Origin of the sequence: Spongiactinospora sp. 9N601 (assembly GCF_044326295.1) — a bacterium.
Taxonomy (GTDB): Bacteria; Actinomycetota; Actinomycetes; order Streptosporangiales; family Streptosporangiaceae; genus Spongiactinospora; species Spongiactinospora gelatinilytica.
This window is the reverse complement of record NZ_JBIRBB010000002.1, coordinates 21,426-34,981: the sequence shown is the minus strand read 5'-3', so window position 1 is coordinate 34,981 and position 13,556 is coordinate 21,426. Positions and strand designations below refer to the sequence as shown.

Sequence of the window (13,556 nt, the reverse complement as noted above, 5' to 3'; positions counted from 1 at the left end):
GCGAATGCTCCAGGTGTCATTTGAGGCCGGTGGTGGCGATGCCCTGCACCAGCCGGCGTTGGAAGAACATGAACAGCAGGAACAGCGGCAGCAGCGACACCACCGACATCGCGGTCATCGGCCCGAGGTCCGAGCCCGCGGTGGCGTCCAGGAACATGCGCAGGCCGACGGGCAGGGTGAACTTCTCCGCGCTGTTGAGATAGATCAACTGCGGCAGATAGTCGTTCCACGTCCAGATGAACGTGAAGATCGCCGTGGTGGCCAGCGCCGGTTTGATCAGGGGCAGCGTGATGTACCGGTACCTGCGGAAGGGCCCGCAGCCGTCCACGGCCGCCGCCTCGTCCAGCTCGCGCGGCAGCCCGCGCAGGAACTGCACGTTGAGGAAGACGAAGAAGGCGTCCATGGCCAGGAAGTACGGCACGATCAGCGGCAGCGGGCCGTCCACCCAGCCGAGCGCGTGGAAGATCGAGTACTGCGGGACCAGCAGCACGTCCTTGGGCAGCAGCAGCATGCCGATGGTCAGCGTGAAGCACACCGCCCGGCCGCGGAAGCTCAGCCGGGCGAAGGCGTAGGCGGCCAGTGAGCACGAGATCACGTTGCCGGCCACCGCCAGCAGCGCGATGACCACCGAATTGCGCAGGTAGGTGCCGAACGACTCCACCCCCGCGCCGGCCCAGCCCTCGACGAAGTTGCCCAGCGTGGGATCGGACGGCAGCAGCGAGGCGTTCCGCGCGATCTCGGTGGTCGACTTGAACGCCGTCATGATCATCCAGGCCAGCGGGTAGAGCATGACCACGAGCGTCGCCACGATCGCGACATGGGCGAGGCGGTTCTTCATCCGTTGTCCCCGTAGTGGACCCAGCGGCGCGAGCTTCGGAACAGGAAGGCCGCCACCGCGGCCAGCGCGATCAGCATCAGCCAGGCCATCGCCGAGGCGTAGCCCATCCGGTGGTGGTCGAAGCCCTGCTGGTAGAGATTTAGCGCGTAGAAGAGGGTCGAGTCGGCCGGGCCGCCGTTGCCGTCGCCGACGAGCTGGGCGGGGGCGAACGTCTGGAACGCCCCGATGATGCCGAGCAGCAGGTTGAAGAAGACGATCGGGCTGAGCATCGGCACGGTTATGTGGGCGAACCTGCGCAGCCTGCCCGCGCCGTCGAGGGCCGCGGCTTCGTACAGCTCGCCGGGGATCTGCTTGAGACCGGCCAGGAAGATGACCATCGGCGCGCCGAAGCGCCACACCTCCAGCGCCACGATCGTCCAGATCACGGTCGCGGGATCGTTGATCCAGGAGCGTTCCGGTACGCCGAACCAGCCGAGCACGCCGTTGACCGGCCCGCCGTAGTCGAACATGGCCCGCCAGGTGATGGACACCGCCACGCTGGCGGCCAGCAGGGACGGCAGGTAGAACAACGAGCGGTAGAGGCCCTGGCCGCGGCGGTCCTTGGCGAGCAGCAGCGCGGCGGCCAGCGCCGCGCCGAGCTGCAACGGCACCGCGACCAGCACGTACCCGCCGGTGATCAGAACCGAGTGCAGGAACCGGTCATCGTCGGTGAACAGCTCCAGGTAGTTGCCGAACCCCACCCAGCGCGGGGCCGACAGCAGGTCGTAGTCGGTGAAGGACAGGTAGAGCGACCAGCCCAGCGGCGCGACGACCAGCAGGACCAGTCCGGCGGCCCACGGGATCAGGAAGGTGTAGGCCGCGAGGTCACGCCTGGTCAACCGGCCCGCCCCAGCACCTTGGCGGCTTCGGCGAAGAACGCCTCGGCGGCCTGTTCGGCGTTCTTCTTGCCGAACCAGACGTCCTGTGTGTGCCGGGTGAGCAGGTCGGAGCGGATCTCCTTGCCTCCGGTCGGGTCCGGCGCGGGCGCGGTGCCGCTGTGGCCGGGCTCGCGCAGGTAGCCGACGTACTCGGCGATCTGCTCGTCCTGCGGGTCCAGGCCGGGCAGCAGGGCGGCGGCGATGGCCGAGTTCGGCGGGACGCCGCGGGTCAGTCCCAGCGCCTTGCCCGCAGCCGGGTCGTTGAGCAGGAAGTCCATCAGCCGGACCGCCTCGCGCGGGTGCTTGGACCTGGCGTTGACCGCCCAGCTCACCGAGCGCATCAGGTGCACCCCCGGCCGCGCCGCCTCACCGGGCAGCGGGCCGTACTTCCAGTCCTCGCGCGGGAGGCTGACGCTGGTGCCGTACACGCTCATGGCGACCTTCTTGGCGGCCACCGGGTCCTGGGACACGTCGCCGCCGGCCGAGCCGCTGGTGACGTCGGGCGGCGGTACGACGCCCTTGGCGCGCAGGCCGGCCCAGAGCGTCCACCACTCGACCAGGTCCTCCTTGGCGAAGCCGAGCGCGGCACCGTCGGGGGTGAACCAGTCCTTGCCCTTCTGCCGCAGGTACACCTGGAGGTGGTTGTGCTGGGCGCTGCTGTCGGCCAGCGCCCAGGTGCCCTTGGGCAGGGTCGCGGCCAGCCTGGTGGCCTGGGCCGCGAAGTCCGGCCAGCTCGTCTGGGCGGCGGGGGCGGCCATTCCGCCCGCTTGGAGCAGTTTCGGCTGGTAGACCAGGGCCATCGGGCTGGTGCCCGCGGGCACGTCCATGAGCTTGCCGTCGATCGTGCCCTGGGCGAGGAACTCCTGGCCCAGGTCGCCGGTCCGGAGGATGTCCTTGTGGGGGCCGAGGTCGAGCAGCAGGCCCTTGGCCGCGTACGTGCGCACCTGGTCGTCCTGGAAGACGTCGGGCGCGGCGCCGGAGGCGAACTCGGTGTTGAGCTTGTCGTAGTAGCCGGGGAAGGCGGACGGGCGGACCTTCACCTCGATGTCCGGATATTTCTTCCTGAACAGGGCGATGGCGGCATTGGTCGCCTTGGTCCGCGCGGGGTTCCCCCACCAGGCGATGGTCAGGGTGACCTTGCCATTCGCCGTGCCGGCTGTGGTGTCGCCCCCTGCGGAGCAGGAGGTGAGCAGGAGGGCCATCGATGTCATGGACGCGAACGTCGCCAGACGGGAACGCAGCATGATGGGGCCTTTCGGGGGGCTGCGGTGGTGATTCAGGTGAGCGTGGACCGCTGGAGGCGGAGCATGAGGTCCCAGTCGGCGCGCAGCGCGGTCAGGACCTCGTTCAGCGAGCGCTCGCTCGGGTTGTGCCGGAGTTCGATGAGTTCGGCCTCGGGGGCGGTGCGGCCGACCATGGCCGCGGCGGCGCTGGTGTGCAGCACCGCCTTGGCGTGCGGCAGGGCCCGTCGCAGCGCGGCCTCGTCGTCGTCGGCGACGAACTCCATCGGCGGGATGCCCGGGTGCCGCTCCTGGATCAGCGCCTCGTAGCTGGGCCGGGTGGCCGGGCGGGCCACCAGGACGAGCCGGTCGCCGTCGCCGAAGCGGCGGATGCTGTCGAACACCTCGCCGTCGAGTTCGGAGGTCAGCGGCAGTACGCGCACCGGCTGCCCGGCCAGCCGCTCCTCGACCTCCCTGACGTGGAAGACCAGGCTGATCACGTGCGTCACGCCGGTGACGCCCGCGCGGCGGAACTCCTCGATGTCCAGGGCCTTGATCGCCCCCGGGCCCTCGGGCAGCCGCGCCGACAGGGTGGCCGCGTACCGCTCGGCCGAGGCCCGGACGCCGATGAACGACACCCGCAATCCCGTGCTCAGCATGGCCAGCCGCTGCTGCACCGCCTGCCCCGCGACGGCGGGCGCGACCCCGTCCGCGAGGAGCCCGAGCAACGCCGCGTCCACCTTGGCGGTCTGCCGCAGGTCCCACGGGTCGTCTCCGGGGACGGCGGAGCGGGCGGGCAGCGTCACCCGCGTTCCGACACCGTGCCGGGTCTCGGCGAATCCGCTCTGCGCCAGGCCGTCGTACGCCTGCCGCACGGTGTCGACGGCCACGCCGAGCCGCTGCGCGAGGGCGCGTACGGGCGGGAGCTTCGTCCCGGGCTCGATCTCTCCCGTCGCGATGACGTATTCGAGCTGGGTCCGCAATTGGACCCAGAGCGGAATGTCCGAGTCGGGGTCGATGCGGAGCCGTCTGTCGAGCTCAACACCAGTCATGGCGTGTTATAGAACAGTAAAACACTCTAGGTGTCAATGGTCCCAGGGGCGCGAGGGGTCACGGCGTATGAGGGCCACGGCGCACATGGGGGCACATGGGGGCACATGGGGGCACATGGGGGCACATGGGGGCACAACGAAGAACGCCCGGCTCGCGTGGGTGCGAGTCGGGCGCTATGTGATACTCGGCGGTGGAGCCCCCAAACGGAATCGAACCGTTGACCTTCTCCTTACCATGGAGACGCTCTGCCGACTGAGCTATAGGGGCTTGTCTCGCGCCGCTCGTGCGTCGCTGACAGGTGTAACCATACACGGCACCCTTGCTTCACGCGAATCAGATGGGCCTGCCCGACCGGCCTTTCGACCGGCCTTTCCAGCGGCCTTTCCGTCGGTCTGTAGGGCCGGGTCCAGCGGGCGGCGCGGCAGCGGGATGACCTCGCACAGGTCGGCCAGATCGACGTACCGCGCGACCTCTTCGACCGACCGGCAGTCGGCGACGATCCGGCCGTTCCGGCGGAGCCGGAGTACCTGCCGGCCCGCGCGCACCGCGCCCGTGATCTGAAGGCCGTCCGGCCCCACCCAATGCCTCTCCACGAACGGACAGACTAAGCCCAAGCCCCACAGGTCACCCGGAACAACACGCGCATCTCCGATACCGAACTGATATGCGGTCACCTGTCGTCTTTCAGCCGGTAATAGCCGATCAGGTCGTCCAAGACCGTCACCTCGTCCAGGCGCACGGTGGTCCCCGTCCGGAGGGCGTTGATCATTCGGCCGTCGCCCATGTAGATCCCGGCATGGTGGGTGCGGGTGCGCTTCTCCCCGTAGAAGACGATGTCGCCCGGACGCGCCGCCTCCGGGACCACCCTGCGGAAGCGGCGGATGTGGTCGTTGGTGGTGCCGCCGCCGAGTACGTCGTCGCCGTACGCCAGGTGGTAGATCCAGCGGACCAGGCCGGAACAGTCCAGCCCCACGGTGTCCTCGGCCGGGCACGGGCGGACCTTGCCGCGATAGCCCAGGCAGGTCCCGCGCGACGGCCCCGGCCTGCGGGCGTGGCCACCGCCCCAGACGTACGGCAGGGACCCGCCCCGCCAGCCGGGCAGCGCCCGCCCGCGCATTGCGGCCTCGGCGAGCACGACCACGCGGCGCGAATCGCCGACGACGTCGATGGGGGTGACGAGCGGCGCGGAGGCGACGGCCAGGGTGAGCACGGCGACGACGGGGAGTACATACCTCACCTGCGGATACCGCTCACGGACAGACCGCCACATTTTCCCCACAAGGGAATTCTGCCGTGCCGGCGGGCAGGGCAGGCGGATCACATCGACTAGTCTCACGAACAGATCGGCGTAGTCGGTGAGAAGCATTTCGGTGGGAAGCAGTGAGGCGTTCGTAGGGAGCTGTGGGGAGAGGTGGCCGACCAGCACACGCGCCCACCCGCCCGGGCCCGGCGCCGCGCCCGGCACGAGCGGGCCGTGACCGGCCGGTGGGACGACGTCCTTCTCGGCGTCGCGGTCTCCGCCGGGTCGGTGTGGGCCACCGTGTCCGAGGCGGGCGCGGCGGGCCTGTGGACGGTGACCGGCCTGGTCCTGCTGGAGATCGCGCGGCGGCGCGGGCTGTGGAGCGCGTTCGCCGATCGGGTGCTCGCCGTACCTCTGGTGCCTTCGCACCTGCCGCGCCCTGGCGACCTGCCGGTCATCCTGGTGCTGGCCTGGACCGGCTGGCTCGCGCTGCCCTGGGGCTTCTCCCCCGCCGCCGCCCAGAGCGGCCAGACGGCGGGCGTGACGGCACCCGCCACACCGCCCGCGGCTCCACGCACCTCCGCCCCGCGCGACGTCTACCACGAGGTGGCCGCCCGGGCCGCCCGCCAGGAGCGGATGCGGATCGCGAGCGAGGTCCACGACGCGGCCGGACACGGGCTCGCCGCGATCGCGATGCAGGCCGGACTGGCCCTGTTGATGTTCGACGAACAACCGGAACAGGCCCGCGCATCCCTGGAGGCCATCCACGCCACCAGCACCCGCACCCTCGCCGACCTCCGCGCCGCCCTGGACACCATGTCCCCACCCCCCGACACCGCCCTCGGGCCGATGCCGCATTTGTCCGCCGCCGGGCCGTACGGGCTGTGGACGCTCGCCGAGGCCGTGCGGGCCGGTGGGCTCCCGGTGGATCTGGAGCTGGCCGAGCCGGATGGGCCCGTACCCGCCCACCTGGGCGCGGCCGTACACCGTGTCGTCCAGGAGTCGCTGACCAACGTGATGCGGCATGCGGGCCCGACCCGCGCGGTGGTACGCGTGGCGCAGGAGCCGAGCGCGTCCGGTGAGCCCGGCGTCCTCGTGGTGGAGGTCACCGACCAGGGCCGGGGCTCCACGGCGGCCGTCCCCGCCGAGGGCCGGGGCATGGCCGGAATGCGGGCGCGGGTGCAGGCGGCCGGCGGCCAGTTCAGCGCCGGTCCACGCGAAGGCGGCGGTTTCCGCGTAGTGGCCCGCTTCCCCCGGCCGACCGCATGACCACCCCCGCCGCCCGCCCCCACCCGGCTCACATGGCCACGCCCGCCCCACTCACGGCCCGGGCCGCATGATCAGGGTCGCGCTGGCCGATGACGAGGCCATCGTCCGGATGGGCCTGCGGGTCCTCGTCGAACGCGAGGCCGACCTGGAGCTGGTCGGCGAGGCGGCGGACGGCGCGACCGCGCTCGACCTGCTCCGCCGTACCCGGCCCGACGTCCTCCTGCTGGACATCCGGATGCCCGGCATGGACGGCGTCGCCACCCTGAAGGCCATCGCCGCCGACCCCGACCTCCGCGACGTACGGGTCATCGTGGTCACCACCTTCGAGATCGACCGTTACGTCTTCGAGTCGCTCCAAGCGGGCGCCGGCGGTTTCATCCTGAAGGAGCGCGCGCCAGAGGAGCTGGCGCACGCGATCAGGGTCGTCGCGGCGGGCGAGGCGCTGCTCTCCCCCTCGGTCACCCGGCGGGTGATCGGCGTGTTCGGCCGGCACCTGGCCGACGGGATCGGCCCCGCCGTCGCCGGCCTGGACGAACTGACCCCACGCGAACGCGAGATGGTCGCCTGGGTGGCGACCGGCAGGTCCAACGAGGAGATCGCCAGGGAACTGGTGCTCAGCCCGGACACGGTACGCACCCACGTGAGCCGGGCCATGGTCAAACTGCACGCCCGCGACCGCGCCCAGCTCGTGGTGTTCGCGATGCGGGCGGGCCTGACGATCCCCGGCTGACCGAGCGGCCCTGAAACCGCCCGCCGGTCAGCGTAGAAAGCCCTCGTAGTTGCGCTGCTGGAGCTGGCTTTCGATCTGCTTGACGGTCTCCAGCCCCACGCCCACCATGATCAGGATGCTCGCGCCGCCGAACGGGAAGTTCTGCTGGGTGGCCGGGTCGCGGAGCAGGACGAAAGCCACGATCGGGATCAACGACAGCACGCCGAGATAGACGGCTCCGGGCGCGGTGAGCCGGTTGAGCACGTAGTTCAGGTACTCGGCGGTCGGCCGCCCCGGGCGGATGCCCTGCACGAACCCCCCGTACGTACGCAGATTGTCGGCGATCTCCAGCGGATCGAAGGTGATCGACACGTAGAAGAAGGCGAAGCCCACGATCAGCGCGAAGTAGGTGATGACGTAGACGGGATGGTCGCCGGAGACGAGGTAGCGGGTGAGCCAGGCGGCGACCGGAGTGGACTGCACGGCCGGGAAGGACAGCGCGAGCTGCGGAAGCATCAGCAGGGACGAGGTGAAGATCACCGGCACGATACCGGCCTGGTTCACCTTGATCGGGATGTACGTGGACGTCCCGCCGTACACCCTGCGGCCCACCATGCGCTTGGCGTACTGCACGGGGACACGCCGCTGCCCCTGCTCCACGAACACCACGGCGGCGACCAGGAAGACGCCCAGAACCATGATCAGCGCGAAGGCGAACGGGTTCTGCCGCATGATCGTGGCCAGATAGGACGGGAAGACCGCGACCACCTGCGTGAAGATCAGGATCGACATGCCGTTGCCGACCCCGCGCGCGGTGACCAGCTCCCCCATCCACATGACCAGTACCGCGCCCGCCGTGATCGTGGCCACCAGCGTGCCGACGGTGAGCAGGTCGTACCCGGTCAGCAGCGGACGGTCGCAGGAGGGGAAGATCTGCCCGGAACGCGCCATCGCGACGATGGCGGTGGCGTTCAGTACGGCGAGCGCGATCGTGAGGTAGCGGGTGTACTGCGTGACCTTGGCCGTGCCCGCCTGCCCTTCCTTGCGCAGCGCCGCCATTCGGGGGATCACCACGGCCAGGAGCTGGACGAGGATGCTGGCCGTGATGTACGGCACGATGCCGAGCGCGAAGACCGAGAGCCGGAGCATTCCGCCGCCGCTGAAGAACTGGATCATGTCCAGCACGGTCCGCGAGGAGCCCGACCGGGCCTGGGTCAGGCAGGCGGTGACGTTCTGGACATGCACTCCGGGGGCGGGCAGGATCTGACCGAACCGGAACAGCACGATCATGCCGAGCGTGAACAGGAGCTTGCCGCGCAGCTCGGGCGTGCGGAACGCGCGGGCGATCACGCTCAGCACGACGGCCGCCGGGCCTGCGGATGGTTACGGGCTGCGGGAATCACAGCGGCGATTCTCGCCAGCGGGGGGCGGCAGGGGCATCCGCCAGGGCGCGGCTCTCGTCGTACGCGAATCTGCGTACGGCTACTGGTGGTTGTGGCGGGCGCGGTGCGCTGCGACGTTGAAGCGGTTGGCGCACTGCGGGGAGCAGAACCGGCGGCGGCCGTTGCGCGAGGTGTCCACGAAGACGACGGCGCAGCCGGGGCGCTCACAGCGGCCGAGCCGGGAGCCGTCCGAGAAGGTGGCCGCCATGGCGAGGCCGCTGGCGGTGACCGCGCGGACGCGGGAACCGAGGTCGGCGTCGTCGGACACGTAGTGCAGATGCGGTGGCAGGCCGTCGTGGGTGCTGACGTAGGGGCGCGAGGCGGCCGCCGCCAGCAGGTCGTTGATCAGCGCGATCTGGCGATCCCTGTCCCGCTCGCCGAAGATCGGCCGAATCCGCTCGGCCCAGGCGTACAGCCCGTCCACGTGCGCGGCCACCAGCTTGGGCCGGACCATCTCGTACGCGGCCAGCAGCTCCTCGAACGCCTCAAGCCGGCGATCGCGGAAGTTGACGAGCGCGGCGGCGAGCGCGGCACCATGGCCTCCGTAAGCGTTGAATCGCACAAGGGCATTACATCATCCTGGCAACATGAGCCACCGAACCTGCCGGGAAGGGGTCCACGATCCGGGAGCCCAGCGCCTGATCTCCAGCCACCTCACATCCGAGGGAGCGGTCTTCTACCTGCACTGTTCCTGCGGAAGCTGGTTGATCAAAACAGCGGCTCCTTTCGACGTCATCACCACCACCATCCCCAACTGACCCATCCCCGGCGCGGGCTTGGCCGTGGAAGCGCGCCCGCCGTACACAAGCGCCCAACCTGCCACGCTCTCGCCCCGCCCTCCGCGTACGCGAACATCACCCTGCCCCGGACACCGCCACAAGCCCGCCGCCACGGACATCGGACGGCATCGCGCAAGCGCACCGCGCCGCAACGCCCCGCGCACGCGCGAGCATCCGGTACACCGGCCCCCGACTCGCCCCGCCGCCCACTCAGGAAGCACGCGCCGCCGTACACGAAGGCCGGCCCGCCCGGACACCCACGACCCACCCGATGCGTACGCGGGTACGCGAGTCCCAGCTCATCTCTGGACTCCCGGCCCGCCCGGACGCCCCCTCCACCGCGACACCCGCCGACCGGCCGACCGGCCGGCCCTAGAGGTCGTGGCGTGCGTGTGTGGGCGCTAAGCCCCTTCGGGCGGGGTGGTGAGTTCGGTGAGGGTGGCGAAGGCGAGGTCCCAGGGGAAGGGCGCCTCGTCGGCCCCGGTGCCCGACGGGTGTGGCTCGAACAGCACCCGGACCCCCTCCTCCCGAAGCGCCTCCAGCGCGCGGCGGAACGGTGGTCGCGCGGCGAGGGCCGCGTTGACGTACGGCACCAGAACCACCGGAATCCCCAGCCCCGGGGCTTCGGCGAGCAGGCCGAGCGCGTAGGTGTCGGCGATGCCGAGCGCGAACTTGTTCACCGTGTTGAACGTCGCCGGAGCCACGATGATCGCGCCCGGCCGGGGCGGCTTCGGCTCGTCGGGCCTGCGGTAACGCGTACGCACCGGCCGGCCGGTCTGCCGCTCCAGCGCCGCGACGTCCAGGAAGCCGGCCGCCGACGGCGTCGCCACGACCTGGACCTCCCACCCCCGCCGCTGCGCCATGCCGACCAGCCGCCCGGCCTCCGCCGCCGGGCCCGCGGCGCACACGATCACGTAGAGGTCTCCACCGGCCATCGTCACGAGCGTACGCGAATTCTGTCGGACCGCCTTGCTAGCGTGATTTTCCGTTGGCCAAGGGGGTGTCGCAGGTGGAATGGCAGCAGGCGTTGTTCGTCCATGGGGCCGGGCAGGGGGCCTATGTGGCAGACGGAGAGCTGGTCGCGCGGCTGAGACAGGCGCTCGGCCCCGGGCACGAGATCCGCTATCCCGCCATGCCCAATGAGGGCGAGCCCGACCATGCGAAGTGGAAACAGCGGATCATCGAGGAGATGGCCGCGATGTCCGGTCCGCTGGTCCTGATCGGCCACTCGCTCGGCGGGTCGGTTCTGGTGAAATGCCTGGCCGAGATCGAGCCGCCGCGGCCGATCGCCGCCCTGGTGCTGATGGCCGCGCCGATGTGGGGCGGCGACGGCTGGCGTTATGACGGCGGCGAGCAGTTCGAGCCGCCGCATGACATCGCCGACAGGCTCCCGCAGGAGACGCCGATCCGGGTCTACCACTGCCGCGACGACGAGGTGGTCCCCTTCGCCCATCTGGGGCTGTACGCCAGGTTGCTTCCCCGGGCCATGGTGACGGCCTTCGACGAAGGCGGGCATCAGTTGCACGGGGTCGAGGCGTCGGTCGCGACCGACATCTCGGGGCTGCCGGCCGTGCGGTGAACCGATCCCTCAGCGGTGCGTGGCCAGGATGAGGTGATGGTCGACGCCTTCGGGCGCGTACGGGTCGGCGTGGACGTGCGCCGCCGCCAGGCGCGGGATCGCGTGCAGCAGCGCGTGTTCCACGTTCACCGCGACCTGGTGCGCCTGTAGCACGGTCGCGCCGGAGTCCACCACCACGGCGCACTCGGCGCGGAGCCGGTGCCCGATCCACCGCAACCGGATCTCACCCACGTCGAGCACGCCCGGGGTGGCCCGCAACACGGCCTCGGCCTGGTCCACCAGTGCGGGGTCCACGGCGTCCATCAACCGGCGGCCGACCTCACGCGCCGCCTGGCGCAACACCGCGAGGATCACGACGGCGATCAGCAGCCCGACGGCCGGGTCGGCCCAGCGCCACCCGGCCGCCGCCCCTCCCGCCGCCCCCAGGACGGCGAGCGAGGTCAGTGCGTCCGTACGCGCGTGCAGGCCGTCCGCCACCAGGGCCGCCGAGCCGATCTTCCGCCCGACCCTGATCCGGTACTGCGCGACCCACTGGTTGCCCAGGAAGCCGACCACGGCGGCGCCCGCCACGGCGAGCAGGTTCGACACCGGGCGCGGGTGCATGAGCCGGTCCACCGCCTCGTACGCGGCGAGCGCCGCCGACGCCGCGATGACCAGCACGATGACGACCCCGGCCAGGTCTTCGGCGCGGCCATAGCCGTACGTGTAGCGCCGGGTCGGCGCCCTGCGCCCCAGGAGGAACGCGATCGCCAGCGGCACGGCGGTCAGCGCGTCGGCGGCGTTGTGCATCGTGTCGCCGAGCAGCGCCACCGACCCGGACACCGCCACGACCGCCGCCTGCATCACGGCGGTGGCACCGAGAACGGCGAGCGAGATCCACAGCGCGCGCAGGCCCTCGGCGCTGGTCTCCATCGCGGCGTCCACCTTGTCCGCCGCCTCGTGACTGTGCGGGCGAAGCGCATGCTTGATCCGCGCCCAGACGCGTTCGCGAGAACTGTGCCCGTGCCCATGACCATGCCCGTGCCCATGACCATGCCCGTGCCCATGTCCGTGGCCGTGCCCATGTCCGTGGCCGTGCCCTGACGGGTGTGTGGGAGGAGTGCGGCTCATACCACCCAGGATGCCGCGAAAACCGCATTGCAGCACGTCAACACCAACATCCCTACTGCTCCTGCAAGGGTTTCGCAGCCAGGTACGGACAGAGTCAAGTAGCGGTCGAGCCGCGTGAGCCCCGTGAGCCACTTGAGCCGAAACCCATTAGATAGCCATCCTATCTAATATTGGGTAGTATCACTATCCAAGGAGGGTTGAGTCCAATGACCGTGATCGTCCTCGTCGTCGCCACCCTGTTCTTCCGCCTGCTGGGCGCGCTGTTCGGCCTGGCCCGATTCGCCACCTGGCGGGCGAGCGCCGGGCACGGCCTGGCCGTCATGCTGGTGCTCACGGCAAGCGCCCACTTCGTCCCCTCGGCCGTCACCTTCATGCCGAATCATGCGGACATGGTGGCCATGGTCCCGCCGTTCGTCCCGTTCCCCACCCTGATGGTCTACGCGACCGGTGTCCTCGAACTGGCCGGCGCGGCCGGCCTCCTACTCCCCGCCACCCGCCGCGCGGCGGGCATCTGCCTGGCCCTGCTGTTCGTGCTCATGCTCCCGGCCAACATCCACGCCGCGCTGGCCGACGTACCCTTCGCGGGCGAGCCCGCGACCCCCTTGTGGCAGCGCATTCCCGAGCAGATTCTCTACATCGGCGTCGCCCTGTGGGCGGCCGGAACCACCGCACGCCGAACCCCCGTCAGGAGCACGACCAGCGCCGCACCGGCCAAATAGTGCTGAAGAACCCCTGACGTGACAATGTCCCACCCGCCGAAACGGAGGACCCGCGCACAGCCGTCCGAAACGATCTGGACGGCATAAGGAATCGTGAACACCCCGGCGATCAGCACGAACAACGCCGCCGTCACCCACCCGGCGACCGCGCTCCACCGTCCGCGAAAGGCGAGAATCGCACTGAGGCAGAGCGCCATGACCGCAGCCGGAACCCCGTCCAGCTCCGCCGACAAGGTCACCACGGTGAGAGCGTCCAGCCATTCGTGGTCCAACACATGCGGCTCGGCGCCAAGCGGGCAGTAAAAACCTCCCATCGTGAACTTCGGCCCCTCGGGAAACCACCACCACAAAGTACGCAAGGCCGGAACCACCAGAGCGGCGGCAGTAAGCACAGGAACTCCCCAACGTGGAGGAGTAACCGACAAGGAATGCATGAGTGCCGCCACCTGGTAGCCAACCGAAGAGAGCGTCCAGCGTAGATCGAAGCGGCCCGATCGACGAACTCCCCGCTTTCGCGGCACCCGCCGACCACGACCCCGCCCGCGCTTTCTCACCATCCTTCGACCACCCGAACGACCCCGCCAACGTCAACCTCAGTTGACAGAGGCTGCGACGTCAACCTACATTGACAACCATGGGCACCAAACCAGCGGCGCCGACCCGCAAACCGGCACGTAACCT

Annotated in this window: 15 protein-coding genes and 1 tRNA gene; 5 read left to right on the top strand and 11 right to left on the bottom strand. The window is 70.3% G+C overall.

Annotated features, from left to right (window positions below):
- Positions 1-16 precede the first annotated feature (16 nt).
- From ACH34R_RS03510 to ACH34R_RS03485, 6 genes are all read right to left on the bottom strand, one after another.
- A complete protein-coding gene (locus tag ACH34R_RS03510) occupies positions 17-838 on the bottom strand; it encodes a carbohydrate ABC transporter permease (protein WP_397559834.1) in 822 nt (273 codons plus the stop codon).
- Positions 835-1,716 (bottom strand): carbohydrate ABC transporter permease, encoded by an 882-nt coding sequence (locus ACH34R_RS03505; protein WP_397559833.1) that lies wholly within the window; start codon positions 1,714-1,716, stop codon positions 835-837. Before ACH34R_RS03505 ends, ACH34R_RS03510 begins: the two co-directional genes overlap by 4 nt.
- Positions 1,713-2,999 (bottom strand): ABC transporter substrate-binding protein, encoded by a 1,287-nt coding sequence (locus tag ACH34R_RS03500; protein WP_397559832.1) that lies wholly within the window; start codon positions 2,997-2,999, stop codon positions 1,713-1,715. Before ACH34R_RS03500 ends, ACH34R_RS03505 begins: the two co-directional genes overlap by 4 nt.
- Before the next feature lie 32 nt (positions 3,000-3,031).
- Positions 3,032-4,027, bottom strand: coding sequence for a GntR family transcriptional regulator (locus ACH34R_RS03495; RefSeq protein WP_397559831.1), 996 nt, complete (start codon positions 4,025-4,027; stop codon positions 3,032-3,034).
- 192 nt (positions 4,028-4,219) lie between these two features.
- Positions 4,220-4,295 (bottom strand) — tRNA-Thr (locus tag ACH34R_RS03490).
- 403 nt (positions 4,296-4,698) lie between these two features.
- The gene (locus ACH34R_RS03485; protein ID WP_397559830.1) at positions 4,699-5,265 is read right to left on the bottom strand and encodes a C40 family peptidase; all 567 of its coding nucleotides are present in this window, start codon (positions 5,263-5,265) and stop codon (positions 4,699-4,701) included.
- A gap of 174 nt (positions 5,266-5,439) precedes the next feature.
- Between ACH34R_RS03485 and ACH34R_RS03480 the strand changes: the two genes are divergently transcribed.
- The gene (locus ACH34R_RS03480; RefSeq protein WP_397559829.1) at positions 5,440-6,537 is read left to right on the top strand and encodes a sensor histidine kinase; all 1,098 of its coding nucleotides are present in this window, start codon (positions 5,440-5,442) and stop codon (positions 6,535-6,537) included.
- Between the two features lie 67 nt (positions 6,538-6,604).
- A complete protein-coding gene (locus ACH34R_RS03475) occupies positions 6,605-7,267 on the top strand; it encodes a response regulator (protein ID WP_397559828.1) in 663 nt (220 codons plus the stop codon).
- Between the two features lie 27 nt (positions 7,268-7,294).
- Here the strand turns inward: ACH34R_RS03475 and secY are convergent, their stop codons facing one another.
- Both secY and ACH34R_RS03465 read right to left on the bottom strand, forming a co-directional pair.
- Positions 7,295-8,605: a preprotein translocase subunit SecY gene (gene secY, locus ACH34R_RS03470; RefSeq protein WP_397559827.1), complete on the bottom strand. Its 1,311-nt coding sequence runs from the start codon at positions 8,603-8,605 to the stop codon at positions 7,295-7,297.
- 123 nt (positions 8,606-8,728) lie between these two features.
- Complete coding sequence (locus tag ACH34R_RS03465) at positions 8,729-9,250, bottom strand: CGNR zinc finger domain-containing protein (RefSeq protein ID WP_397559826.1); 522 nt, start codon at positions 9,248-9,250, stop codon at positions 8,729-8,731.
- A gap of 25 nt (positions 9,251-9,275) precedes the next feature.
- Between ACH34R_RS03465 and ACH34R_RS03460 the strand changes: the two genes are divergently transcribed.
- Positions 9,276-9,446, top strand: coding sequence for a hypothetical protein (locus tag ACH34R_RS03460; RefSeq protein ID WP_397559825.1), 171 nt, complete (start codon positions 9,276-9,278; stop codon positions 9,444-9,446).
- Between the two features lie 422 nt (positions 9,447-9,868).
- Here the strand turns inward: ACH34R_RS03460 and ACH34R_RS03455 are convergent, their stop codons facing one another.
- Positions 9,869-10,402, bottom strand: a complete 534-nt coding sequence (locus ACH34R_RS03455) for a flavoprotein (RefSeq protein ID WP_397559824.1) — start codon at positions 10,400-10,402, stop codon at positions 9,869-9,871.
- Between the two features lie 74 nt (positions 10,403-10,476).
- Between ACH34R_RS03455 and ACH34R_RS03450 the strand changes: the two genes are divergently transcribed.
- Complete coding sequence (locus ACH34R_RS03450) at positions 10,477-11,046, top strand: alpha/beta fold hydrolase (RefSeq protein WP_397559823.1); 570 nt, start codon at positions 10,477-10,479, stop codon at positions 11,044-11,046.
- Between the two features lie 9 nt (positions 11,047-11,055).
- On the opposite strand, the gene ACH34R_RS03445 is transcribed toward ACH34R_RS03450, so the two are convergent.
- Positions 11,056-11,958 carry a cation diffusion facilitator family transporter gene (locus tag ACH34R_RS03445; protein ID WP_397559822.1) on the bottom strand — a complete coding sequence of 301 codons (903 nt, stop codon included), beginning with the start codon at positions 11,956-11,958 and terminating at the stop codon, positions 11,056-11,058.
- A 404-nt stretch (positions 11,959-12,362) separates the two neighbouring features.
- On the opposite strand from ACH34R_RS03445, the gene ACH34R_RS03440 reads away from it, so the two are divergent.
- Positions 12,363-12,875, top strand: a complete 513-nt coding sequence (locus ACH34R_RS03440; RefSeq protein WP_397559821.1) for a hypothetical protein — start codon at positions 12,363-12,365, stop codon at positions 12,873-12,875.
- On the opposite strand, the gene ACH34R_RS03435 is transcribed toward ACH34R_RS03440, so the two are convergent.
- Complete coding sequence (locus ACH34R_RS03435; protein WP_397559820.1) at positions 12,788-13,267, bottom strand: hypothetical protein; 480 nt, start codon at positions 13,265-13,267, stop codon at positions 12,788-12,790. The genes ACH34R_RS03440 and ACH34R_RS03435 overlap by 88 nt on opposite strands.
- Between the last annotated feature and the right edge of the window lie 289 nt (positions 13,268-13,556).

What these genes read in the sequence shown, in the direction of transcription:
- ACH34R_RS03440 (WP_397559821.1), top strand. Translation starts at nt 12,363, where the DNA reads ATGACCGTGATCGTCCTCGTCGTCGCCACCCTGTTCTTCCGCCTGCTG.
- ACH34R_RS03495 (WP_397559831.1), bottom strand. Translation starts at nt 4,027, where the DNA reads ATGACTGGTGTTGAGCTCGACAGACGGCTCCGCATCGACCCCGACTCG.
- ACH34R_RS03510 (WP_397559834.1), bottom strand. Translation starts at nt 838, where the DNA reads ATGAAGAACCGCCTCGCCCATGTCGCGATCGTGGCGACGCTCGTGGTC.
- ACH34R_RS03445 (WP_397559822.1), bottom strand. Translation starts at nt 11,958, where the DNA reads ATGGAGACCAGCGCCGAGGGCCTGCGCGCGCTGTGGATCTCGCTCGCC.
- ACH34R_RS03475 (WP_397559828.1), top strand. Translation starts at nt 6,605, where the DNA reads ATGATCAGGGTCGCGCTGGCCGATGACGAGGCCATCGTCCGGATGGGC.
- ACH34R_RS03500 (WP_397559832.1), bottom strand. Translation starts at nt 2,999, where the DNA reads ATGCTGCGTTCCCGTCTGGCGACGTTCGCGTCCATGACATCGATGGCC.
- ACH34R_RS03455 (WP_397559824.1), bottom strand. Translation starts at nt 10,402, where the DNA reads ATGGCCGGTGGAGACCTCTACGTGATCGTGTGCGCCGCGGGCCCGGCG.
- ACH34R_RS03460 (WP_397559825.1), top strand. Translation starts at nt 9,276, where the DNA reads ATGAGCCACCGAACCTGCCGGGAAGGGGTCCACGATCCGGGAGCCCAG.